The 21,522-nt window shown below is 34.8% G+C and carries 20 protein-coding genes; 9 read left to right on the top strand and 11 right to left on the bottom strand.

The features are described from left to right. Window positions 1-31: 31 nt before the first annotated feature. The gene (locus U6A24_RS03290) at window positions 32-1,597 is read left to right on the top strand and encodes an amidohydrolase family protein (protein WP_324178515.1); all 1,566 of its coding nucleotides are present in this window, start codon (window positions 32-34) and stop codon (window positions 1,595-1,597) included. 67 nt (window positions 1,598-1,664) lie between these two features. Here U6A24_RS03290 and lysA read toward each other — a convergent pair whose 3' ends face one another. Then, complete coding sequence (lysA, locus tag U6A24_RS03285; protein ID WP_324178514.1) at window positions 1,665-2,897, bottom strand: diaminopimelate decarboxylase; 1,233 nt, start codon at window positions 2,895-2,897, stop codon at window positions 1,665-1,667. A gap of 153 nt (window positions 2,898-3,050) precedes the next feature. Between lysA and U6A24_RS03280 the strand changes: the two genes are divergently transcribed. From U6A24_RS03280 to U6A24_RS03270, 3 genes are all read left to right on the top strand, one after another. Then, complete coding sequence (locus U6A24_RS03280; protein WP_324178513.1) at window positions 3,051-3,686, top strand: LON peptidase substrate-binding domain-containing protein; 636 nt, start codon at window positions 3,051-3,053, stop codon at window positions 3,684-3,686. A 141-nt stretch (window positions 3,687-3,827) separates the two neighbouring features. Then, on the top strand, window positions 3,828-5,021 hold the full coding sequence (sucC, locus tag U6A24_RS03275) for an ADP-forming succinate--CoA ligase subunit beta (RefSeq protein WP_324178512.1): 1,194 nt from the start codon (window positions 3,828-3,830) through the stop codon (window positions 5,019-5,021). Between the two features lie 76 nt (window positions 5,022-5,097). Then, a complete protein-coding gene (locus tag U6A24_RS03270) occupies window positions 5,098-5,604 on the top strand; it encodes a cupin domain-containing protein (protein WP_324178511.1) in 507 nt (168 codons plus the stop codon). Here U6A24_RS03270 and U6A24_RS03265 read toward each other — a convergent pair. Together U6A24_RS03265 and U6A24_RS03260 are read right to left on the bottom strand one after the other, a co-directional pair. Further along, complete coding sequence (locus U6A24_RS03265; protein WP_324178510.1) at window positions 5,601-7,208, bottom strand: class I SAM-dependent methyltransferase; 1,608 nt, start codon at window positions 7,206-7,208, stop codon at window positions 5,601-5,603. The genes U6A24_RS03270 and U6A24_RS03265 overlap by 4 nt on opposite strands. A gap of 67 nt (window positions 7,209-7,275) precedes the next feature. Beyond that, window positions 7,276-7,542 (bottom strand): DUF1456 family protein, encoded by a 267-nt coding sequence (locus tag U6A24_RS03260; protein WP_324178509.1) that lies wholly within the window; start codon window positions 7,540-7,542, stop codon window positions 7,276-7,278. A 624-nt stretch (window positions 7,543-8,166) separates the two neighbouring features. Between U6A24_RS03260 and U6A24_RS03255 the strand changes: the two genes are divergently transcribed. The 3 genes from U6A24_RS03255 (at window position 8,167) to U6A24_RS03245 (ending at window position 9,781) form a co-directional block, all read left to right on the top strand. Further along, complete coding sequence (locus U6A24_RS03255; RefSeq protein ID WP_324178508.1) at window positions 8,167-8,604, top strand: Hsp20/alpha crystallin family protein; 438 nt, start codon at window positions 8,167-8,169, stop codon at window positions 8,602-8,604. A gap of 133 nt (window positions 8,605-8,737) precedes the next feature. After that, entirely contained in the window at window positions 8,738-9,592 is an 855-nt protein-coding gene (locus U6A24_RS03250) for an SPFH domain-containing protein (protein WP_324178507.1), read from the top strand. A gap of 3 nt (window positions 9,593-9,595) precedes the next feature. Further along, complete coding sequence (locus U6A24_RS03245; RefSeq protein ID WP_324178506.1) at window positions 9,596-9,781, top strand: Arc family DNA binding domain-containing protein; 186 nt, start codon at window positions 9,596-9,598, stop codon at window positions 9,779-9,781. Window positions 9,782-9,850: 69 nt separating this feature from the next. Here U6A24_RS03245 and U6A24_RS03240 read toward each other — a convergent pair whose 3' ends face one another. The 3 genes from U6A24_RS03240 to U6A24_RS03230 are packed head-to-tail and all read right to left on the bottom strand — an operon-like array spanning window position 9,851 to window position 12,744. Further along, window positions 9,851-10,876 (bottom strand): SDR family oxidoreductase, encoded by a 1,026-nt coding sequence (locus tag U6A24_RS03240; protein ID WP_324178505.1) that lies wholly within the window; start codon window positions 10,874-10,876, stop codon window positions 9,851-9,853. A gap of 27 nt (window positions 10,877-10,903) precedes the next feature. Further along, window positions 10,904-11,662 (bottom strand): LytR/AlgR family response regulator transcription factor, encoded by a 759-nt coding sequence (locus tag U6A24_RS03235; protein WP_324178504.1) that lies wholly within the window; start codon window positions 11,660-11,662, stop codon window positions 10,904-10,906. Between the two features lie 2 nt (window positions 11,663-11,664). Continuing rightward, the gene (locus tag U6A24_RS03230) at window positions 11,665-12,744 is read right to left on the bottom strand and encodes a sensor histidine kinase (protein ID WP_324178503.1); all 1,080 of its coding nucleotides are present in this window, start codon (window positions 12,742-12,744) and stop codon (window positions 11,665-11,667) included. Between the two features lie 264 nt (window positions 12,745-13,008). On the opposite strand from U6A24_RS03230, the gene U6A24_RS03225 reads away from it, so the two are divergent. Together U6A24_RS03225 and U6A24_RS03220 are read left to right on the top strand one after the other, a co-directional pair. After that, complete coding sequence (locus tag U6A24_RS03225) at window positions 13,009-15,393, top strand: TonB-dependent receptor (protein WP_324178502.1); 2,385 nt, start codon at window positions 13,009-13,011, stop codon at window positions 15,391-15,393. A 184-nt stretch (window positions 15,394-15,577) separates the two neighbouring features. Next, window positions 15,578-16,117: a DUF1569 domain-containing protein gene (locus tag U6A24_RS03220; RefSeq protein ID WP_324178501.1), complete on the top strand. Its 540-nt coding sequence runs from the start codon at window positions 15,578-15,580 to the stop codon at window positions 16,115-16,117. A 191-nt stretch (window positions 16,118-16,308) separates the two neighbouring features. On the opposite strand, the gene U6A24_RS03215 is transcribed toward U6A24_RS03220, so the two are convergent. From U6A24_RS03215 to uvrB, 5 genes are read right to left on the bottom strand one after another with little or no spacing between them, the layout of a single operon-like run. After that, window positions 16,309-17,268: an alpha/beta hydrolase gene (locus U6A24_RS03215; RefSeq protein WP_324178500.1), complete on the bottom strand. Its 960-nt coding sequence runs from the start codon at window positions 17,266-17,268 to the stop codon at window positions 16,309-16,311. A 50-nt stretch (window positions 17,269-17,318) separates the two neighbouring features. Further along, window positions 17,319-17,663, bottom strand: coding sequence for a 5-carboxymethyl-2-hydroxymuconate Delta-isomerase (locus U6A24_RS03210; protein WP_324178499.1), 345 nt, complete (start codon window positions 17,661-17,663; stop codon window positions 17,319-17,321). Between the two features lie 10 nt (window positions 17,664-17,673). Continuing rightward, window positions 17,674-18,696 (bottom strand): adenosine deaminase, encoded by a 1,023-nt coding sequence (locus tag U6A24_RS03205; RefSeq protein WP_324178498.1) that lies wholly within the window; start codon window positions 18,694-18,696, stop codon window positions 17,674-17,676. Window positions 18,697-18,733: 37 nt separating this feature from the next. Further along, window positions 18,734-19,450 (bottom strand): hypothetical protein, encoded by a 717-nt coding sequence (locus tag U6A24_RS03200; RefSeq protein WP_324178497.1) that lies wholly within the window; start codon window positions 19,448-19,450, stop codon window positions 18,734-18,736. Window positions 19,451-19,478: 28 nt separating this feature from the next. Beyond that, window positions 19,479-21,485, bottom strand: coding sequence for an excinuclease ABC subunit UvrB (gene uvrB, locus U6A24_RS03195; RefSeq protein ID WP_324178496.1), 2,007 nt, complete (start codon window positions 21,483-21,485; stop codon window positions 19,479-19,481). Window positions 21,486-21,522 lie beyond the last annotated feature (37 nt).

Here is a 21,522-nt window from a genome sequence, read left to right as displayed (position 1 = left end):
TATAATCGCATATTAATCTATCTCGCTAATAATGAATATTCAGAATTACTTTTTGTATGCATTAGTTTTCTTTATCTGTTTTTCTTTGTTTTCTCAAGATGTAAGTGAAGGGCCTTTTTCTCAACTTATTATTAGAGGGGCAACCTTAATCAATGGTAATGGTTCGCCACCAAGAGGTCCGGTAGATATTGTTGTAGAAAATAATGTTATTAAAAGCATTGTGGTAGTTGGGTACCCGGGAGTTCCTATAGATGCTAATAAACGCCCAAAATTGAAACCTGGTGGTAAAGAAATTAATGCCAAAGGAAAATATATACTACCTGGTTTTGTGGATATGCATGGTCATATAGGTGGAGTAGCGCAAGGGGCCGAAGCCGATTATGTTTTTAAACTATGGATGGCGCATGGGATCACTACTGTAAGAGAGCCAAGTGGGCGAGGTGTAGATTGGACCATGAAACTGAAACGTTCTAGTGAAAAAAATGAAATTATTGCCCCTCGTATTTTTGCATATACAGGTTTTGGTCAAGGTTCTAAAGTGCCTATTAGCAGTCCAGAAATGGCGCGCAATTGGGTAAGAGAAAATGCAAAAAAAGGGGCAGACGGTGTTAAGTTTTTTGGAGCGGCTCCAGAGATTATGAAGGCGGCTCTCGATGAAAATAAAAAGCTCGGGTTGCGTTCTGCTTGTCATCACGCACAAATCGACGTTGCACGTTGGAATGTTTTGAATTCGGCAAGGGCAGGACTTACTTCAATGGAGCACTGGTATGGACTTCCAGAGGCTCTTTTTGAAGATCGAACGGTGCAACATTACCCTTTGGATTATAATTATCAAAATGAACAAAATCGATTTGAAGAGGCCGGAAGATTGTGGAAACAAGCAGCAAAGCCGTATTCTGATCACTGGAATAAGGTGATGAACGAACTTTTGGAGCTTGACTTCACATTGGATCCTACATTTAATATTTATGAGGCTAGCAGGGATTTGCAGCGGGCACGGAGAGCAGAATGGCATGAAGATTATACGCTACCTTCATTATGGCGTTTTTATCAACCAAGTAAAATTTCGCATGGCTCTTATTGGCACGATTGGGGTACAGAACAAGAAGTGGCTTGGCGTGAAAATTACCTTTTGTGGATGACATTTGTTAATGAATATAAGAATAGAGGAGGGCGTGTTACGGTGGGATCAGATTCAGGATTTATTTTTCAATTATATGGTTTTGCCTATGTACGAGAATTAGAATTGCTAAGAGAAGCTGGTTTTCATCCTTTGGAAGTCATAAGATCTGCCACGTTGAATGGGGCTGAAGCCCTTGGGGTTTCTAATAAAATTGGGTCTATTGAGGTTGGGAAATTTGCTGATTTTGTAATTGTTGATGAAAATCCTTTAAAAAACTTAAAAGTATTATATGGTACAGGTGCTATTCGGCTTACCGAAGATAATAAAGTAATTCGGGCGGGAGGAGTGAGATATACCATAAAAGATGGGATTGTGTATAATGCAAAAAAGTTGCTTGCCGATGTAAAAAGAATGGTGGATGAGGCAAAAAGTAAAGAAAACTTTAAAATTCTTCAACCCGGAATAAGAGAGTGAGTACAAACCAAAATAGCCAGGCCCATCATGACCTGGCTATTTTGGTTTGTATGTCTTCTCTTCTCTATTAAGAGACCGACTCGGTAACCTTGGAAAAAATATCAATATTTACCTGATTTCTTGTTAGATCATCAAATTCTTCACGTTTACGAATCAAATGTGCTTCACCATTGTGCCACAATACTTCCGCCGGACGGTAACGTGAATTGTAATTGCTTGACATAGAATAACAATAAGCACCTGCGTTTTTAAAAGCTATGATATCACCTTCGGTAATTTCTGCAATTCTTCTATTGGTGGCAAATGTATCTGTTTCACAAATGTATCCAACTACCGAGTAAAAACGCTCTCTTCCTTCGGGGTTGGTAACATTGATAATATCATGATGAGAACCATAAAACATGGGTCTGATCAAATGATTGAGACCACTATCAATTCCTGCAAAAACTGTAGAAGTGGTTTGTTTTACCACATTTACTTTGGCCAGGAAATATCCCGCTTCACTTACCAGAAATTTACCAGGTTCGAACCCTAAGGTTAATTCTTTTCCATATTCTTTACAAAAAGCATTAAAACGTTTGGTAAGTTTTTCTCCAAATTCCTCAATGTTTGTTTCAATATCTCCTTCTTTATAGGGTACTTTAAACCCACTTCCAAAATCAATAAAGTCAAGATTTTTGAAATTCTTGGCAGTTTCAAACAAGATTTCACTGGCATACAAAAATACTTCAACATCCAAAATATCACTACCTGTGTGCATGTGAATGCCATTGATATTCATTCCAGTATTTTCAACAATTCTTAAAATATGCGGAATTTGATGAATAGAAATACCAAATTTACTGTCGATATGACCAACAGATATTTTGCTGTTCCCTCCGGCCATAACATGTGGATTGATTCGTATGCAAACCGGAACATTAGGATTCTTGGTTCCAAACTGTTCCAAAATAGAAAGGTTGTCAATATTTATCTGTACGCCCATTGCAGAAACGGTCTCAATCTCTTCAAGTGATACACCATTGGGAGTAAAAATAATGTTCTCAGGCTTTACGCCTGCCAATAACCCTAATTTCACCTCCTGAATAGAGACAGTGTCTAATCCTGCGCCTAATGAATTCATTAGCTTCAAAATGGCAAGATTAGATAGTGCTTTCACCGCATAGTTAAGTTTTACCCGTTTGACTTTTTTAAAGGCGTCAAAAAGGCGGTTGTACTGTGAAATAATTTTTGAAGAGTCGTATACATAAACTGGACTCCCAAACTCTCTTGCTACTGCTAATAAATTTTCATTTTCCATCGTGTCACAAATTTAAGCTTACGAAATTATCAATAAAATTATAGATATTAATATGATAAAAGGAAAAAATCTACTACAACGATAGATTTTGAGATTTTTAACGTGTGTTTAAGTTAGAAGAAGATAGTTAATTAGTATTTTTAATAAAAAACCATGCTTCCTCTTTTTCCATTACAAACCGTTGTTTATCCAGGAGAGAAATTACCATTGCATATTTTTGAAAAAAGGTATCAGCAATTAATTGATGATTGTGAAAAAGAAAATATCCCATTTGGGATACCTACATATATAAATAACAAACTCGATTACGGGACCGAAGTAAAATTGCAAAAAATTTCAAGAAAATATCCAGAGGGAGAAAGTGATGTTATTTGTTTGGGGACAAGAATTTTTAGGGTTAAAAACTTTTATGAGCAAATGCCAGGTAAACTTTATGCTGGTGGCGAGATAGAGTTTCTTGAAGATAATGATGGAAGCGCCCAGGAACTTCAGGAAGAATTACTTAAAAATATTGCTATTCTGTATGTAGAACTTACCATTGAAAACCCTCCGGTATTTGATATTCCATTTATTAGTTATCAAGTAGCCCATAAAATAGGATTGGCTTTACATCAAGAATACCACCTTCTTACCTTACGAAGCGAGTTGGAGCGTCTCAATTATCTTATAGGGCATCTTAAAATTACTATTCCTGTAGTAAAGGAAATGAACAGGGCAAAAGAAGTTATTCAGATGAATGGACATTTTAAAAATTTTGACCCGTTGGATTTTGAAGACTTTCAATTGTAATTTTGAACCCAAGTTTGCTAGAATAAGTTAGATCGTTTTGTACGTAAAAACACCCTAAAGTTTTTTACCAGAAAAGATTGGCACAGTTACTTCACTTTTCCTATTTTTGGGACTCCTAAAAAAAGGTAAAAAAAATACAGTATGAACTTACACGAATATCAGGGTAAAGAGATATTAAGCAGCTTTGGAGTGCGTATACAGCGAGGTATTGTAGCTCAAAATGCAAATGAAGCTGTAGCAGCAGCAAAACAACTTACTGCCGAGACTGGAACAAGTTGGCATGTGATAAAGGCGCAAGTACACGCAGGTGGAAGAGGAAAAGGTGGAGGAGTTAAGCTGGCAAAAAATCTTCAAGAAGTTGAATCAATCGCAGAACAAATCATAGGGATGAATTTGATTACTCCTCAAACATCTGCAGAGGGTAAAAAAGTTCACCAGGTACTTGTGGCAGAGGATGTGTATTATCCAGGAGATAGTGAACCAGATGAATTTTATATGTCCGTTTTACTAAATCGTACTACAGGTCGTAACATGATTATGTATTCTACTGAAGGAGGTATGGATATTGAAACGGTTGCTGAAGAAACTCCACATTTAATTTTTACTGAAGAAATTGATCCTGCTGTTGGAATTTTGCCTTTTCAGGCTCGTAGAGTAGCATTTAACCTTGGGTTAAGTGGTGCGGCATTCAAAGAAATGGTAAAGTTTGTAATGGCATTATACACTGCTTATGTAAAGTCTGATGCTTCTTTATTCGAGATCAATCCTGTATTGAAAACAAGTGATGAGAAAATAATGGCGGTAGATGCCAAGGTTACCTTAGATGATAACGCATTGTATCGTCATAAGAATTATGTTGATATGCGTGATATCCGTGAAGAGAACCCAATCGAAGTAGAGGCTAAAGAAGTTGGTCTTAACTATGTCGATCTTGATGGTAATGTGGGGTGTATGGTGAATGGAGCAGGTCTGGCTATGGCGACTATGGATTTGATCAAACAAGCTGGTGGAGAGCCTGCCAACTTTCTTGATGTAGGAGGTACCGCAGATGCAAAACGTGTTGAAACTGCATTTAGAATTATTCTTAAAGATCCTAATGTGAAAGCAATCCTGATTAACATTTTTGGAGGAATCGTTCGTTGTGATCGAGTAGCTCAAGGTGTAGTCGATGCGTATAAAAACATGGGAGATGCAATTAATGTTCCAATTATTGTGCGTTTACAAGGAACGAATGCAGATATCGCAAAAGAATTGATCGATAACAGTGGTCTAGATGTGCAAAGTGCTGTGTTATTTCAAGAAGCAGCAGATAAAGTACAAGCTGTTTTGGCTTAAATAATAGTATTAGTTTATGATAAAAGAAAGCGGTCTTTTTTGAGATCGCTTTTTTTATATACTAAAATAACAAATTATGAATTCAAAAATTAATGAAATAGTTAAGGCTTTGCGTATGGATCCACATCCTGAAGGGGGGTACTACAAAGAAACTTATAGAAGTGAAGGAGTGGTCAATAAATCGGCTTTGGTAGGTAATTTTAGTGGAGATCGTAATTATTGCACCGCAATTTATTTCCTGCTTACCTCAGAAAACTTTTCTGCATTTCATAGAATAAAACAGGATGAAATTTGGCATTATTATCAAGGGTCTTCATTGTATGTTCATGTAATTGATCAAAAAGGAGAGTATCATAGGTATGCGGTCGGAATGCATCTTGATCAAGGGGAATTACCACAGCTGGTGGTACCTGCCGGGTGCTGGTTTGCTTCTAGCGTTAAAGAAATTGATGATTATTCATTAGTTGGTTGTACCGTGTCTCCAGGTTTTGATTTTGAAGATTTTGAATTGGCAGATAGAAAAGCATTAATAAACCAATACCCCAAACATGAAGATGTAATTACAAAATTTACCCGAAGTTAAGATTTTCCAATTAAGTAATTGATACTTACTGTTGCCAATTCTGAATCTGGGAACTTTGAAAAATGTTTTTTATCACTCAGTAATCCTACTTCTTTTGTTATTTTTAAAAAAGATTCAATTTCGAGGATGTATTGGTCTGAAAATCCATGGGTTGCATCATAAGCGGTAGCTGCCGTTTTTCCAATATTTTTGGCGGTTAATTCGGGCGGTATCGTATGTAATTCGATAACGATCAGTCCAAATTTTTTGATGTAAGATGCCCATTTTTTGAAATGATCTTTCAAATTACGTTCTACATCATTATTGTTTAGTCTTTTTCCTCTGTACGCAAATGCTCCTGTAGATTGACTAGGCTTGTTTAATGAAGAAGTAGGGTCACTCCAAATTCTATTATGGTCCAAAAATGTCCTTACCGATAAAAGATCTTTTAAATCTATGTTATAGTTCTCTTTCAGGTCTTTCTGTAATAGGTCGGGGTCACTTATATCTCCCCATATCACCTTTGCCCAAATATCGGCTTGTATCAAGTTGGCCCGCGTAACTTTTAAGGCTGCCTTATTATAATCTGCACCTACTAGAAAAAGAGGGTGATCATCGAGGTGTTTCCCTCTTAATGTTTTGGATTCGATTACTTCAAAAAGATGGATCAAAAAGGCTCCGTTGCCGCATCCCATATCCAAAATTCCTTTTGGTTGTTCTTCCAATGGTTTATTGAATAGGCTAATGATAATCTCATCAATTTTTTTAAAATATGATGCATGGGCACCTCCGCTTCCCCAAACATTCATTTCGCGATCTACATGACTTTCATTTTCATTTGCAGGGCTCCATAAAATGTTAGGATTGCCAAATAACAATTCATTTATTTGCCTGAACATAGGGATGTATGATACAGTAACTCCATAAGCACTGGCTCTTTTAGCAAAAAAAAGGCCTTTGTTGGTGAACGTGTAGTTATTGTTTGATTTGCTGAACCATTTCAAATAACACAAAAATGTAAGAATGGTATCAAAGCTTTTAGGGAATTTATGATACTCATCGGCGCTAAAAGAAGCTTCCATAAAATATTTGTGAAACATTCCACCCATTCCAAGATGAACTGTAGTAGGGCCAACCAGGATTCCTTCAATGTGTTTCAAAATCTGATTTTGAATTTCGGTAACTTTAGTATTGGACGATTCTTCTAGATTAAATCTCTTTTCGTATTTCTGAAATAGTTTTTCTAGTTTATGAAAAGGTTCTAATTCGAATTTTCGAGGATGAAATTTACCTGAATATTCTAAAAGGTTTACTGCATCTTCATATAAATACAGATGGTCAAAAGCAATCTTTGAACGGTCATTTGTACTAATATAAATCTCTTCCTCAGTGATCTTATAATCCAGCCATCCTTGTGAACTTAAGATGCGTAACGCAACATTTAAATACCCTTCATTTGCTTTGAATTTAGCTGTGACTTCAGTTATCGTAGAATTTTCTTTAGTAAGTAAGTATTCAGTAATGCCATTTTTAAACAAAGAAAAGGCAATAGGGGCTACAGCAATTCCATCTAGGTGTCTAAAAAGTTCTTCTCTGAATTGTTGTTTTTCGATAGAAGTCAGCATAAATACTTAATTGATAGATTGTTGATTAGTTTCTGCCAAAATAAGCATTTATTTTGAAGTCCATGTTCTATTTTGAGCCTGAATTAGGTTTCTTGTTGTCTTTTTTTACGGGCATAGGACCGCGTAGATGAATAATGAGTCCATTTAAAAAATTGCGTAGTATTTGATCTCCGCATTCCATGTATTTAGGGTGGTTTTCATTTCTAAAAAAAGCACCTAATTCACTTTTGGTAACTTTGAAGTCTACCAGAGCACAAATTTTTACAATATCATCATCACGTAATTTGTGTGCTACACGAAGTTTTTTGAAAATATCATTGTTTGTTAATCCCATGAGACAAAGGTAGGCTTTGTTACTTAAAAGTAATAGGCATACTGTAAATATAAAAGTATTTAATTTTAAAATTGTGTTGTAATGTTTTCTTTTTAAGGGATTAAAGGTTTTTAGGTAAATATTTCTCCGGTTTTAAGGTTTTTTAATGTGTTTCATCGAAAAGCGCTACCGTTTGTTGATTTTAACTAATTGATTTTTAAGGTATTGTTTATTGGGTTGCTATATTGTATACGTTTGAATATGTTTTGTAACTCTAAAAAAGTATGTGAATGAAATTTTTTTACGGAATATTGTTTGTTGACTTAAAAGCTTTAAAGCAATTTGTTCAAAATCTACCTGCTGCATGCAGTAATGCTATCCATAGGTAACCTGTTTGATGTGTTCTAGAGAAGAGTAAAACTAGACTTTGAATGTGAAAGGTCTTAAAAGTAAATTGTAAACAATGTTGTAATTTACTTTTAAGGCTTTTTTGTTTTTCTGGCAGGGATAAACAAGATAATAAGACAAAAAGTCATTATTTCGATGGGCTAAACTGACTTTTTGACGCTTTTTGTGTAGTGGAATCTAAATTGCTATATACTCATTGAAATTAATTTTTTGAATAACCTTAAAAAACATAATACAATGAGTTTAATTAAAAGAGCAGACAGATTACCTTTTCTTTTTGACGATTTTTTCACTTCAGATTGGTTTGGAGGTACAGTTAATACTAGCAAAATCGGTATTAATACGCCGGCAGTAAACGTTAAAGAAACTGATAATAGTTTTGAGTTAGAGCTTGCAGCTCCGGGACTTACCAAAGAGGATTTTAATATAGAACTAGATCATGATGTACTCACAATCTCTTCAGAAGTAAAATCGGAAAAAGAAACCAAAGAAAATGATGGTAAATATTCTAGAAAAGAATTTAGTTACAGATCATTCAAAAGATCCTTTACCTTACCAGATACAGTAAATGGTGCAGAAATTAAAGCTTCTTATGAAAATGGAGTACTATTGGTATCAATACCTAAAAAAGAAGAAGCAAAGGTGCAGCCCAAAAGGTTGATTGAGATTTCATAATTTGATTTGAGATTTTATTTAGTTAATTAATGTGATGAAGGCGTCTGTATAGGCGCCTTTTTTTGTCATTCTTATTGGGTTTTTGAATTGTTAACTTTTTTTTGTATTATTGTGATATCAAAATGATATTATTATGAAAAACGAAAAAAATATTAAAGCAAGTAACGGTTATGTGGTATTAGGTTTATTGTTGGTTGTCATTGCTTCTATGATAGTCGGTTTAGTAACCATAAAAAATCCATTATTTTTAATTTTAATGGCAGTTATAATTTTGCTTATTAAAGGGTTCTTTATAGTGAACCCAAATAGTTCTAAAGTTTTGGTTCTTTTTGGAGCATATAAGGGAACGGTAAAAGATAATGGCTTTTTCTGGGCAAACCCTTTTTATACAAGGCAAAGAATTTCATTAAGAGCTCGAAATTTTGATAGTGAACGTGTAAAAGTGAATGATAAAATAGGTAACCCAATATTGATTAACGTCATTTTGGTTTGGAAGGTAAATGATACCTATAAAGCAGCTTTTGATGTTGATCATTATGAAGAATTCGTTAGGGTACAAACAGATGCAGCTGTTAGAAAACTTGCAGGATCTTATTCTTACGATAATTTTGATGATGAGCAAGAACAGATAACTTTACGTTCAGGTATGGACGAAGTAAATGAAGCTCTGGAAGATGAGATAACGGAGCGTTTGGCTATTGCCGGAATTGAGGTGATGGAAGCTAGAATAGGGTATTTGGCCTATGCTCCTGAAATTGCAAGCTCTATGTTGAAAAGACAACAAGCAGTTGCTATTGTAGCGGCCCGTAAGAAAATTGTTGAAGGGGCTGTAGGTATGGTTGAAGATGCTTTACTGAAATTATCTGAAGATGATATTATAGACTTTGATGAAGACAAAAAAGCATCTATGGTAAGTAACTTGATGGTAGTTTTATGTGGAGATAAAGAAGCTACTCCTGTAATAAATACGGGTACATTACATTCTTAATTTATGAGCAAAAAGAAATCATTTGTACTAAGAATTGACCCCGAGACTTTTAAGTTAATCGAAAAATGGGCAGATGATGAATTCCGTAGTGTGAACGGCCAGTTAGAATGGATGATACACAAAAGCCTTAAAGATGCCAAACGCTTGAAATCGAAAAACGATCGGGAGGATTCGAATAAAAAAGAGTAAGAACCATTACAATGATTATAAAATGCCCTTTGCTAAGGGCATTTTTTTGTTAAAATGATAGCCAATAATTTATACAAGTCCGAGATTTACTACACTTTGAGCACAAGCCAACACAGCTTCTTGGTTAGGTATAGGTTGCCAATTAAGTATCTTTTTTGCTTTAGAGTTGTCTACTTTTCTTTCTACTCCCAAGTCGATTAAAATAGGTTTTAATGTTTTGTCAATGTTAGAAAATAAGCGAACCGCAAAATTAGGTAGCGAAGTTTTAGGAATCTTTTTGTCAGGATACTTTTCCCGCAAAATTGCAGCTACTTCTTTGAATGTTAAAAAACCGGCAGATCCTATAAATCGCTCTCCTGCGGCTTCTGTAGATTCCATGGCTTTGATATGTAAATCGGCGACAGAACGAACATCGACCATATCAAAACCCAGATTGGGCAGGGCAGGAGAACTACCATCCATAGTTTTGATCACAATATTCGCCGAAGTGCCAAAATCTTTTTCAAGTACCGGACCCAAAATTGCCCCAGGACAGATAGTAGTCAATTCTAAACCATTTCCGTTATTTCTTATAAACTCCCATGCTGCTTGTTCGGCAATTGTTTTACTTCTGAAATAAGGTGTTGAATCTTTTTTATTGGAAACATCGGTCCAATCATTTTCATTGTAAACACCATTTCTTTTCGATTTCTCTCTACCATATACAATTGCTCCAGAAGAAGAAGTAAGGACCACTCTTTTCACATTAGCTTTGGCAGAAGCTTTCAAAATATTTAGTGTGCCGTTCATGGCAGGAACAATTAATTCATCTTCATGTTTTGGTAATTCCCTGGGAAAAGGAGAAGCAATATGTAGTACATAATCCTTTTCTTTTGTAAGGTCATGCCATACTTTTTGATCCATCAAATCTGCTTTTGCAAAATTAAGGTTGGCTATATTAGAGGTGCTTTTAGCGATAACTTCTCCGATTTCATCGGCACGTTTCATATCCCTAAGAGTGCCTGTAACTTCATATCCTTTATTGAGTAGTTGGATTGCAGTATGGGAACCCAGAAATCCAGTAACTCCGGTAAGTAGTACTTTTTTCTTTTTCATGTGAAGTTTATTATGTTTGAAAGTTTTCTATAAGTCCAGCCATCTTTTAAAATTGGAGGTTCGTTCACGCGATACTATTATTTGCTCCTCTTCCCGAGGTTTTAATTTTAATAATAGCCTACTGTTAAAATAGCTATGTATTTCGACCACCGCCTTTACAGATACCATAAATTTTCTATTGATCCTGAAGAATTGAACGGGATCCAAAATGTTTTCCAGTTGGTCTATGGAATATTCGATAGGGTATTGTTGTCCTTTGTGAGTATATAAAAAAATCAAACCTTCATGAGATTTAAAATAAGCAATATCCTCTACGTCAAAAGAATTAAATTGATTACCTATTTTTACCATAAATCGTTTCTTGTATTCTTTTGAAAACAAATTTTTAATACGCTCAAATCTGTCATCATTTAACTTTGAATCTGAACTAATATGGTTTTTTCTATACTTTGCCAGTGCATTTTGTAAATCCTTTTTATCAATTGGTTTTAGTAGGTAATCCAGACCATTGTACTTAAATCCTCGTATAGCATATTCATTGTAGGCTGTAGTAAATATGATTGGGGGATGATCATTTAATGTATCGAGAATATCAAACCCATATCCATCATTAAGCTGAATATCCAAGAAGATTAAATCTGGCAATGGATTGTTTTCGAACCAATCCATACTGCTTTCTACCGAAGTAAGTTGACTTGTAATCTCAATTTCGGGAGCTATCTCATTTATAAGGTTAGCTAAGCGTCTAGAGGCAATATTTTCGTCTTCGATTATTACAGCTTTCATTTTTATGAAACTTTTATAATGGCCACTTCATTGATAGTCTTGGGAAGCAATGGGATTGTAACTTTAAAATACCCGTTCTCTGTTTCAATAAGCACTTTTTGGTTGGTATAAAATGTGTATCTCTTCTTGATGTTTTTAATCCCAAGTTTTGTTGACTCTTCTTTTTGTGTTCGAACATGTAAGTTATTCTGTATAATAATACTTTCCTTGCCAATAGAAATGATGCTTATTTCTAAAGGTTTTTCTTTTGAAAAATAGTTGTGCTTGAGCGCATTTTCTACTAGCATTTGCAGTGTAAGAGTCGGAATCAAGAATTCTTTTGGATCAATAGAGATATGTGTAGTGATGCGCAAAGCTCCTTCATGCCTTACATTCATCATAAAAATGAATGAATCTAAAAAGCTTAATTCTTTTTCCAAATTTACAAGATCTTCTTCACGATTATCAAGAATATACCTATAGCAGGAGGCTAGTCTTGATACAAAATCAGAAGCCAGATCTCTATCCTCATACATTAGTGAAGTTAAGGTGTTTAAGCTATTAAATAAAAAATGAGGACTTATCTGATTTTTTAAAGAACGATACTTTGATGTCATGGCCTCTTTCTTAAGTTTATTCATATTATTCTCTAGCTCTTTTTTTTGCTTTAGAGCAAAATAGAACATATTAAAAAGTATTGCAGCAAACCCCAAAACCGTAGCTCGAAAAAAGTCGATCCTAAATCTAAGCCACGGATCATCTACGTCGATTTTACATAGTTGATCAAACTCAAAAATTGCCAAATAATATAATAAGGCCGCTACAGGAAGAACAATGACAAGGTTAATCCCTAAAATTTTTAGACCATTCGACATATCCAATGTCTTACCAATGTCTGAGTTTATTTCACGTCGTATCAACCAATCATTAACCTCCCAGGCGAGCATCAAAAGAAAAAAAGCACTGAAATAATAAAAAATACCAGTAACATCAAACATAGTCTCATCCTCATCATGAACGATGGTTAGTTTAACTAGAAAATAAACCATATTAACGATAAGAAATCGAACAGCAAATACTTTTATGGATCCTTTTGAAATCATATAGCTATAATGAAAAATAGTACATATAAAGATACATAACTACATGGCAATGTAGAATCAACATTGGATTGAATTGTCAAATTATAGGTTGAATTGTATGAAATCAACCTTGATCCGGAAAAACAATTTTGCCCCGTGCATGAGGTAGTTTAATCTAAACTTTTACCAATTCAGCAGTAAAAATATCAATTCAGGCTGTTTGATTTTCAGCCTTTTAAATAAGCATGCATTTTTGAGTTAAATCTTCAAAAAATCAGAAATATTATGAAAAAGATTGTTTTCATCACTTTTATTTTAATAGGGTATATGGTCAATGCCCAAACGGGTATGATTAAAGGAACAATTGTAGATAAGCAGTCAGAAACCCCTTTGGTCGGGGCTACAATTGAATTACTTAATTCTGAAGTAACCAACGGAGTAGTAACTGATATTGATGGTTATTTTATATTAGAAAATGTTCCTGTCGGTCGGCAAGCAATTCGAGTAAGTTACATTGGATTCGAATCAATTACATTACCTAATGTAGTGGTGACGTCTGGAAAAGATGCGGTGATCAACTTGTCTCTTATTGAAGCTTTTGATCAGTTGGACGAAGTGATAATAACAAATGACAATGCAAAAGCAAAGGCGATAAACAAACTAGCTACTGTATCGGCTCGTCAATTTGGAGTAGAAGAGGTGACCAGGTTTTCCGGAGGTAGAAGCGATGTTGGGAGATTGGCAGCCAACTTTGCAGGAGTTTCGGCACCAGATGATAGTCGAAATGATATTGTGGTACGTGGTAATTCACCTGTCGGATTATTATGGAGATTAGAAGGAGTTCCAATTCCAAGTCCGAATCATTATTCAACTTTAGGGACTACAGGTGGGCCGGTTTCAGCGTTAAACCCTAATTTGTTAAAAAACTCGGATTTTATAACTTCGGCTTTCCCTTCAGAATATGGAAATGCCATAGGAGGGGTGTTTGATCTTGGCTTCAGAAAAGGAAATCTGGATGACAATGAATTTACTGGACAAGTGGGTATTTTTACCGGAGTAGAAGCTATGGCCGAAGGGCCTTTGGGAAATAATAAAGGTTCATTTTTAATAGCGGGCCGATATTCTTTGGTGGGTATTTTGGGAGTCGGAGCGGGAGGTACTTCGGCTGCACCAAATTATAGTGACATCTCTTTTAATGTAGATTTTGGAAAAAGCAAACTTGGAAATTTTTCCTTGTTTGGTATTATCGGTTTTTCGGATATCGAATTTCTTGGAGATGATATCGATGAAGATGATCTCTTTGCTGCCGAGGATGAAAATACCTTTGTAGATTCTGGTTTTGGAGTGGTTGGATTGAAACATCAAATAAACATTGGTAAAAACTCTTTTTTAAGAACCATTGCTGCAGGATCATATTCATTAAATGAGTTTATTGCGGATCGTTTTATCGATAAGGATACACCCGAGGAAAGAATTATTAGGTATACAGAAGCAGACAATACAGAATCACGCCTTACATTCTCGACATTATTCAATAGTAAATTAAGTAATAAAGCTACGATAAGAACAGGGGTTTTAATCGAAAATTTTCAAGTAGAATCTTTAGAAAGAGACCGTTTGGAACAACCTGATAATGATGGAGATGGTGATCCCGATTTGTTTACATTTACCGATATCGATGAAAATTTAAGCATAATTCAGCCATACGCCCAAGGACAACTTAGATTAACAGGAAGATTAACTTTAAATGCGGGGGTACATGGACAGTATAGTACACTAAACGAGCAATTTGTTCTAGAACCCAGAGCAGGTCTTTCTTATAAAGCAGGACAGAATCATCGTTTTAATTTAGGATATGGTTTACATCATCAACCCGTTTCTTTACCACTTTTATTTTTGAATGAAGAGGTAAACGGAGAATTGGAACAGACTAACCTGGGCCTGGATTTTGTAAGAAGTAGTCATTATGTATTAGGATATGATGTGAGAATTAGCAAAGGTTGGCGAGGGAAGTTAGAAGTATACTATCAGGATATTGACAATGCTGCAGTAGAATCTTTTCCTTCGAGTTATTCTTCGCTAACAGAAGGTGCAGATTTTGGATTTCAAAACGATCGTGTCTCTCTGGTAAATGAGGGGACTGGGTTTAATCAAGGAGTAGAATTGACCTTAGAAAAATTCTTTAGTGATGGTTATTATGGGTTGCTCACTACTTCTGTATTTGAGAGTAAGTATGAGGGTAGTGATGGGATCGAGCGTAATACACCTTTTAATAATGGATATGTAGTTAATCTTTTGGCAGGGAAAGAATTTAAAATAGGAAGAGGAGGAAAAGATGTACTATCTCTGGATACAAGAGTAACCCTGTCTGGAGGAAGATATTTTACCCCGGTTAACCTGGAAGCTTCTCAACAAGCTGGTTTTGAAGTGTTAAGAGAGGATCTTGCTTTTAGTGATCAAACCGATGATTATTTTAGATGGGATGTAAAACTTGGATATAAGATTAATAGTCGTTCCAAAAAACGTTCTCATCAATTTTATGTAGATCTTCAAAATGTTACTAATAATGGAAACATTTTTGTACGCCGTTATAATCGACTCACTAATCAGGTAGATGAAGTTGATCAAATCGGTTTCTTTCCCGATTTTGGATATAAATTTCAGTTTTAATTTGATTTTAGGTTTGTTTAAGTTCAAGTTTACTTCTTTTCCTGGAGGGAAAAGAAGTAGTAGTGAACTTAAAAACTGTATAATTTGATGAAAAAACTTATTTATATAGTTCTTGTAATTGTCCTTTTGGGAATTGTTTACTATAGAAGAATAAAAAAATGGCGTGTTAGTAAATTATATGATTATGAAAAAAACAATTGCAATAGTTCTTATTTTATCTCTTATTTTTATTGGATTTGTAAAAGTAGGAGAGCAACCATCAAAGGATGATTACATGAAAAGTGAATTAAATACCATAGAAAAGTATTTGGTGTATAGAGATAGCCTTAATACAGAAGTCTCCAAAGTAGCCGTAGCTTGGCATTTGGATCATAGTTTGAAGGTGATCAATGCAATTTGTGATACTTTACAGGCTTCAAATCCTGGGACTTATAAGAAAAACTTTAATGCAGCGCGTTTGTTTTCTTTTACCTTAGGATTTATACCAAGAGGTAGGGCTCAATCTCCAAAGTCTGTAATACCGCCAGATACTATTAGAACCGATGATATTGTATCACAGCTATCGTCTGCAAGAGATAAGTTAATAGCTTTGGAAGGCTTAGATGAAAAATCAAATTTCAAACACCCGGTTTTCAATCGATTAAATAAGAGACAAGCCAAGCGTTTCATTGAAATCCATACTAGGCATCATCTTAAGATTGTAAAAGATATTTTGAAAAAATAAGCGAATTTATTTTTATACCGTATGAACGCCTACATGCAATTTTTCAAAAATTGCTAACAAAGCAAGAATCAAAAGAAATGTAGCAATACTAAACCCTAAAATTCTTTTTTGTTTTTTTCTCTTTCTCATTGTTTCCAATTTTTCTTGTTCTTATATAATAAGTATAAGGTGAATTAGAAATGTTACAAGATTTAACTTTTTGAAATATGATGTGAGATTTTAATCAATTCTGAACTAAACTTTTTAGGTTCCTCAGTAGGTATTTCATGAAAAGATTGATCAAAATAAATAATTTGCTTTTGATCAGCTTCTAGGTTTTTATAATAGTTTTTGGTTACCATATGGTTTGTAATGAAATCATTTTTGCTTATAAAAAAGTAAATAGGGCAATGAATTCTTGGAGCTTCTTTGGCATAGTTGACCATTGATGCTTCTTGAAATATTTTCATCCATTTTATGGACCATTCTTTGAATAAAGACTTGGGATATTTTCGATTGGATTTTACACCATTGAAAAAGTAAGCTGCCCATTTCCTTTGATAATATAACTCTTCCCACGAACGAATTGGGAGATTTATTTTTGAAATCTCCTCTAATGCTCTTTCATTATTTGAACCTTTGACTTTTTCTTGTAAAGCTTTTAATATTAATTCTTCACTCTTATTACCGTAAATAATGGAACTAACCGATATGTATGCATGTAACAATTCAGGATATTTATTTGAGAAGTTTAGTCCTAAAAAACCTCCCCAGGAAAACCCAACCAGATACAATTTTTCTTTTTTGAATCTCTTCAATAAATAATTCACAACCTCTTTGGTGTCATTATGCATTTGTTCTAGAGTAATTGTGTCTTTTTGCAAATTCCAGGCGGCTGTGATCCCCGTATTGCGTTGATCCCATTGAGCTACTATGAAATCCTTTTTTAGGTGTTTAATAAAGCTTTTGGCATATGTTCTTGAGGAAAAACCGGGGCCACCATGTAAAAATAAAAGCAAAGGTTTTGAGTCATCATTTGATTTTGCTCCGATCCATTGTTTAATCCCTCCTATTTCAACTCCTTCATGAATTTTAACTTGATTCTGAGCACTTAAGCTGGTTAGAACAATTAATAATAATAAAAGAGGTATGTAAAGTCCTTTTAGTTTCAAAATTAAGTGTTTTGTGCTTGGTGAAACAACAAAAAGTATGCCTTAAAGCCTTATACCATAGATTTTTTTATATAAGTGGATTTTTCGAATTCACGTATATTCATGGATAAAATAGGAACTTCTGGAAACATCGATTTGAGAGTGCTTACAATTTCTCTTGATAAGTTGGCTTTTTGATCCTCATTTCTACCTTCCATGATGTTTCCGAATACATGGATAAAATCATCTTGAGTATTTCCTATGGTATAGTATTTAAAGGGGTTAATACGTACTTTTATGTCTCCTTCTGCAAATAGTTCAGTAGACTCTGCAGCCTTATACACAGCTTGTATAATTTCTACAGGTGATTTTATCTCGATGATATGTTCTGAGCAGTCTAAAATAAAATGTGGCATATATTTCTTTCTATTGATGTTTTTGATAATAGTCTTCTATTTCGGCGATTCTTTTTTCCTTTTCTTCTTCAGGTAACCAACTTGCTTTAAAGCTGTTTTTTACCAATTCGGTAATTTCTTTTTTAGAAAGATCAAGTGCATCCGTGATACTTTGGTAGTTCTCATTCATATACCCCCCAAAGTAAGCTGGATCATCAGAATTAACGGTTACCAAAAGATCTTTGTGCATCATTTCTACTATAGGGTGGTCCTTTAGATCTTTTACTACTTTAAGCTCTAGATTTGATAAGGGGCATAAGGTGAGGGGGATTTTTAACTGCGCTAGCTTTTTTACCAATGTCTCATCATCCAGACAGCGATTACCATGATCAATGCGTTTGACTTTTAATAAATTAATGGCTTCCCAGATATATTCTGAAGGACCTTCTTCTCCGGCATGAGCAACCGTAATAAAACCTTCTTCTCTTGCTTTTGTAAAAACACGTTCAAATTTTGATGGGGGATTACCAATTTCAGAGGAATCTAGTCCTACAGCACTTATCCAGTTTTTGTATGGCAATGCTTCTTCGAGAGTTTTAAAAGCAGAGTCCTCATCGAGATGCCTTAAAAACGACATGATTAACTTAAAAGTGATCCCAAATTGTTTTTTTCCATCTTCTAAAGCGCTATAAATCCCTTTAATCACAGTGTCAAAAGAAATTCCTCTATCGGTATGAGTTTGAGGGTCAAAAAATATCTCTACATGTATCACATTTTGTTGATTGACTTTATTGAGATAGGCCCAGGTAAGATCATAAAAATCTTGTTCTTTAATCAGAACATTGGCGCCAGCATAGTAAATGTCTAAAAATTCCTGAAGATTGTTGAAGTTGTACGCATTCTTTAAATCATCAACAGAATTATACTTTATTTTTTTCTGGTTTCTTTTGGCAATATCAAACATCAATTCAGGTTCAAATGTTCCTTCTATATGTAAGTGCAGCTCGGCTTTCGGAATGTACTCTATGAACTTGTTGATTGAATTTGTGCTCATGATATTTTATTTTTATTAATACCCCAGGTCTCTATACCTAATTCATTTTTAAAAGTGGGTGGTTAAACTTGAAAAAACTTTTGTCTCCCACAATCACACCAGTATTCTTTTTATGTATAGCAAAGAGCAAGCGTTCTTTTTGGCCATTATCATAAGTGAATTGTATGGTATAATTGGATATGCTGTAGTTACCAGAAATCTCTTTGTCTTTTTTGTGGGGGATGTACTTTTTATTACTTCTGAAAAAATATCGCCAAGTAAATCGACCATTTTTTTGTAAGATTAAAGTGTTGAAATCATGTACTTTTGATCCATAAAACGCACCTACACATTTATAAATACCCGCTACCGTCTCTTTTTTATTGGTAGTGTATGTTTCATAAAAATTAACCCATTCCTGAGGTGTTTTAAATTCTATTGCTAGTTTGTTGTTTTTTTTTGACCAGGTTCCCCATCTTTTTGGATTTGAAGACCTTGACGTTTTTACGTCAAAATCATGCGGACTTACATTGGGTCTGCTATATATAGTACCGTCCTTTAATAATAAATAGACCACAACTTTTGACATAGGCCCAAAAGCACTTCCTGTCACGGTCGGGCGAAGTATGATTTTTTCAATATCATTCATGGAAAGCCCTTGGTCGGGTAGTGTCATGGGTTCTCCTTTCTTACTCTTCAATTGTACTTGAGAAAAGGTAGATTGTACACATAGTTGAATAAGCATACCTGTGATAATAAGTTTTAGTATTCTCATTACATTCAATTTTTGGTACTAAGAGGTTCTATACTTTTTGGTCCTGGACTTTACTTTGTAACATCTTGATTTCATCGCGTAGTCTTGCCGCGGTTATAAAATCAAGTTCTTTTGCTGCTTTTTCCATTTCTTTTCGCACATTACGAATGCGTGTTTCCAATTGTTCTTTGGTGTAATATGCAGTTTCTTCTTCTGCGGCTTGTAATGATGGAGCAGCTTCAAATTGATACGGTTCTACTTTTTTACCGGCCAAGGCACTATCAAGTGACTTTTTGATCGCTTTTGGGGTGATTCCGTGTTTAGTATTATACGCGATCTGTTTTTCTCTTCTATATTCAGTTGCATCTATAGTTTTTTGCATGCTATCTGTAATTTTATCGGCATACATAATTGCTTTTCCGTTTATATTTCGCGCAGCTCTACCCACGGTTTGCACCAATGAGCGCTGATTCCTTAAGAACCCTTCTTTATCTGCGTCCAAAATAGCGACAAGAGATACTTCTGGTAAGTCCAGCCCTTCTCTTAAAAGGTTGACTCCAATTAATACATCAAAAATACCTTTACGAAGATCTTGCATAATTTCTACACGCTCCAAAGTATCTACGTCACTATGAATATATCGACAACGTACTTCGATTCTAGTAAGGTATTTAGCAAGTTCTTCTGCCATTCTTTTGGTTAATGTGGTCACCAAAATACGTTCGTCTACTTCGATTCTCTTTTGGATTTCTTCAATAAGATCATCAATTTGATTTAAACTTGGCCGCACCTCAATCTCTGGATCCAGTAATCCTGTAGGTCTTATGATTTGTTCAACATATGTTCCTTCGCTTTTTTGTAATTCATAATCTGCTGGTGTTGCACTTATGTATATTACTTGATTTTGGAGAGCTTCAAGTTCTTCAAACTTTAAAGGGCGATTATCCAGGGCTGCAGGTAATCTAAAACCATATTCGACCAGATTTTCTTTTCTTGAACGATCTCCCCCATACATGGCATGAGTTTGCGGTATGGTAACATGACTTTCATCTACAATCATTAGATAATCATCTGGAAAATAATCTAATAAACAGAAAGGTCGTGTGCCAGGTTCTCTGCCATCAAGATATCTGGAATAATTCTCAATTCCAGAGCAATAACCTAGCTCCTTAATCATTTCTAGATCAAAATTAGTACGTTCTTCAAGTCTTTTAGCTTCCAAAGGCTTTCCAATTTCTTTAAAATATTCAACTTGCTTACCTAGATCCAGGGCAATTTGATCAATTGCATTATTTAAAACTTCTGGCGAGGTTACAAACATATTTGCGGGATAAATATTTAATCGATCATACTTTTCAATAATTTCATTGGTTTGTACATCGAAAGCTTCAATTTCTTCAATTTCATCACCAAAAAAATGTACTCTAAAAGCGTCATCGGCATAACTAGGAAAAATATCCACTGTATCCCCTTTAATTCTGAAGTTTCCATGCTTAAATTCTCCTTCTGTCCTCGAATATAAGCTTTGTACTAGACGATGTAAAAGAGCAGTTCTCGAAACGAATTGCCCCTCCTGAATTGAGATTACATTTTTTTGAAATTCTGCCGGGTTACCAATACCATATAAACACGATACAGAGGCAACCACAAGAACATCTCTTCTTCCCGAGAGTAGTGAAGAAGTAGCACTAAGCCGTAGCTTTTCAATTTCATCATTGATCGACAAGTCTTTTTCAATGTAGGTTCCCGATGTTGGAATATATGCTTCGGGTTGATAATAATCGTAGTAGGAAACAAAATATTCAATGGCGTTATCTGGAAAAAACTGTTTAAATTCCGAGTACAGCTGTGCGGCCAGTGTTTTGTTATGCGCGAGAACCAAAGTTGGTCGCTGTACCTGTTCGATTACATTTGCGGCTGTAAATGTTTTTCCAGATCCTGTAACTCCCAAAAGTGTTTGGTATTTTTCGTTTGATTCTATACCTTCTGCAAGTTGCTTTATTGCTTCTGGTTGATCTCCTGTAGGTTTAAATTCTGATTCAAGTACGAACTTCATGTATCCACATCTTTTTAAGAATAAAGATACAGAATAC

This window comes from Aquimarina gracilis (assembly GCF_035285365.1).
Taxonomy (GTDB): Bacteria; Bacteroidota; Bacteroidia; order Flavobacteriales; family Flavobacteriaceae; genus Aquimarina; species Aquimarina gracilis.
Note: the sequence above shows the minus strand (reverse complement) of the source record. Positions and strands in the feature narration are given on the sequence as shown.

Bases quoted from the DNA above. Each gene is read 5' to 3' on its own strand.
- U6A24_RS03290 (WP_324178515.1), top strand. From the start codon at position 32: ATGAATATTCAGAATTACTTTTTGTATGCATTAGTTTTCTTTATCTGT.
- lysA (WP_324178514.1), bottom strand. From the start codon at position 2,897: ATGGAAAATGAAAATTTATTAGCAGTAGCAAGAGAGTTTGGGAGTCCA.
- U6A24_RS03280 (WP_324178513.1), top strand. From the start codon at position 3,051: ATGCTTCCTCTTTTTCCATTACAAACCGTTGTTTATCCAGGAGAGAAA.
- sucC (WP_324178512.1), top strand. From the start codon at position 3,828: ATGAACTTACACGAATATCAGGGTAAAGAGATATTAAGCAGCTTTGGA.
- U6A24_RS03270 (WP_324178511.1), top strand. From the start codon at position 5,098: ATGAATTCAAAAATTAATGAAATAGTTAAGGCTTTGCGTATGGATCCA.
- U6A24_RS03265 (WP_324178510.1), bottom strand. From the start codon at position 7,208: ATGCTGACTTCTATCGAAAAACAACAATTCAGAGAAGAACTTTTTAGA.
- U6A24_RS03260 (WP_324178509.1), bottom strand. From the start codon at position 7,542: ATGGGATTAACAAACAATGATATTTTCAAAAAACTTCGTGTAGCACAC.
- U6A24_RS03255 (WP_324178508.1), top strand. From the start codon at position 8,167: ATGAGTTTAATTAAAAGAGCAGACAGATTACCTTTTCTTTTTGACGAT.
- U6A24_RS03250 (WP_324178507.1), top strand. From the start codon at position 8,738: ATGAAAAACGAAAAAAATATTAAAGCAAGTAACGGTTATGTGGTATTA.
- U6A24_RS03245 (WP_324178506.1), top strand. From the start codon at position 9,596: ATGAGCAAAAAGAAATCATTTGTACTAAGAATTGACCCCGAGACTTTT.
- U6A24_RS03240 (WP_324178505.1), bottom strand. From the start codon at position 10,876: ATGAAAAAGAAAAAAGTACTACTTACCGGAGTTACTGGATTTCTGGGT.
- U6A24_RS03235 (WP_324178504.1), bottom strand. From the start codon at position 11,662: ATGAAAGCTGTAATAATCGAAGACGAAAATATTGCCTCTAGACGCTTA.
- U6A24_RS03230 (WP_324178503.1), bottom strand. From the start codon at position 12,744: ATGATTTCAAAAGGATCCATAAAAGTATTTGCTGTTCGATTTCTTATC.
- U6A24_RS03225 (WP_324178502.1), top strand. From the start codon at position 13,009: ATGAAAAAGATTGTTTTCATCACTTTTATTTTAATAGGGTATATGGTC.
- U6A24_RS03220 (WP_324178501.1), top strand. From the start codon at position 15,578: ATGAAAAAAACAATTGCAATAGTTCTTATTTTATCTCTTATTTTTATT.
- U6A24_RS03210 (WP_324178499.1), bottom strand. From the start codon at position 17,663: ATGCCACATTTTATTTTAGACTGCTCAGAACATATCATCGAGATAAAA.
- U6A24_RS03205 (WP_324178498.1), bottom strand. From the start codon at position 18,696: ATGAGCACAAATTCAATCAACAAGTTCATAGAGTACATTCCGAAAGCC.
- U6A24_RS03200 (WP_324178497.1), bottom strand. From the start codon at position 19,450: ATGAGAATACTAAAACTTATTATCACAGGTATGCTTATTCAACTATGT.
- uvrB (WP_324178496.1), bottom strand. From the start codon at position 21,485: ATGAAGTTCGTACTTGAATCAGAATTTAAACCTACAGGAGATCAACCA.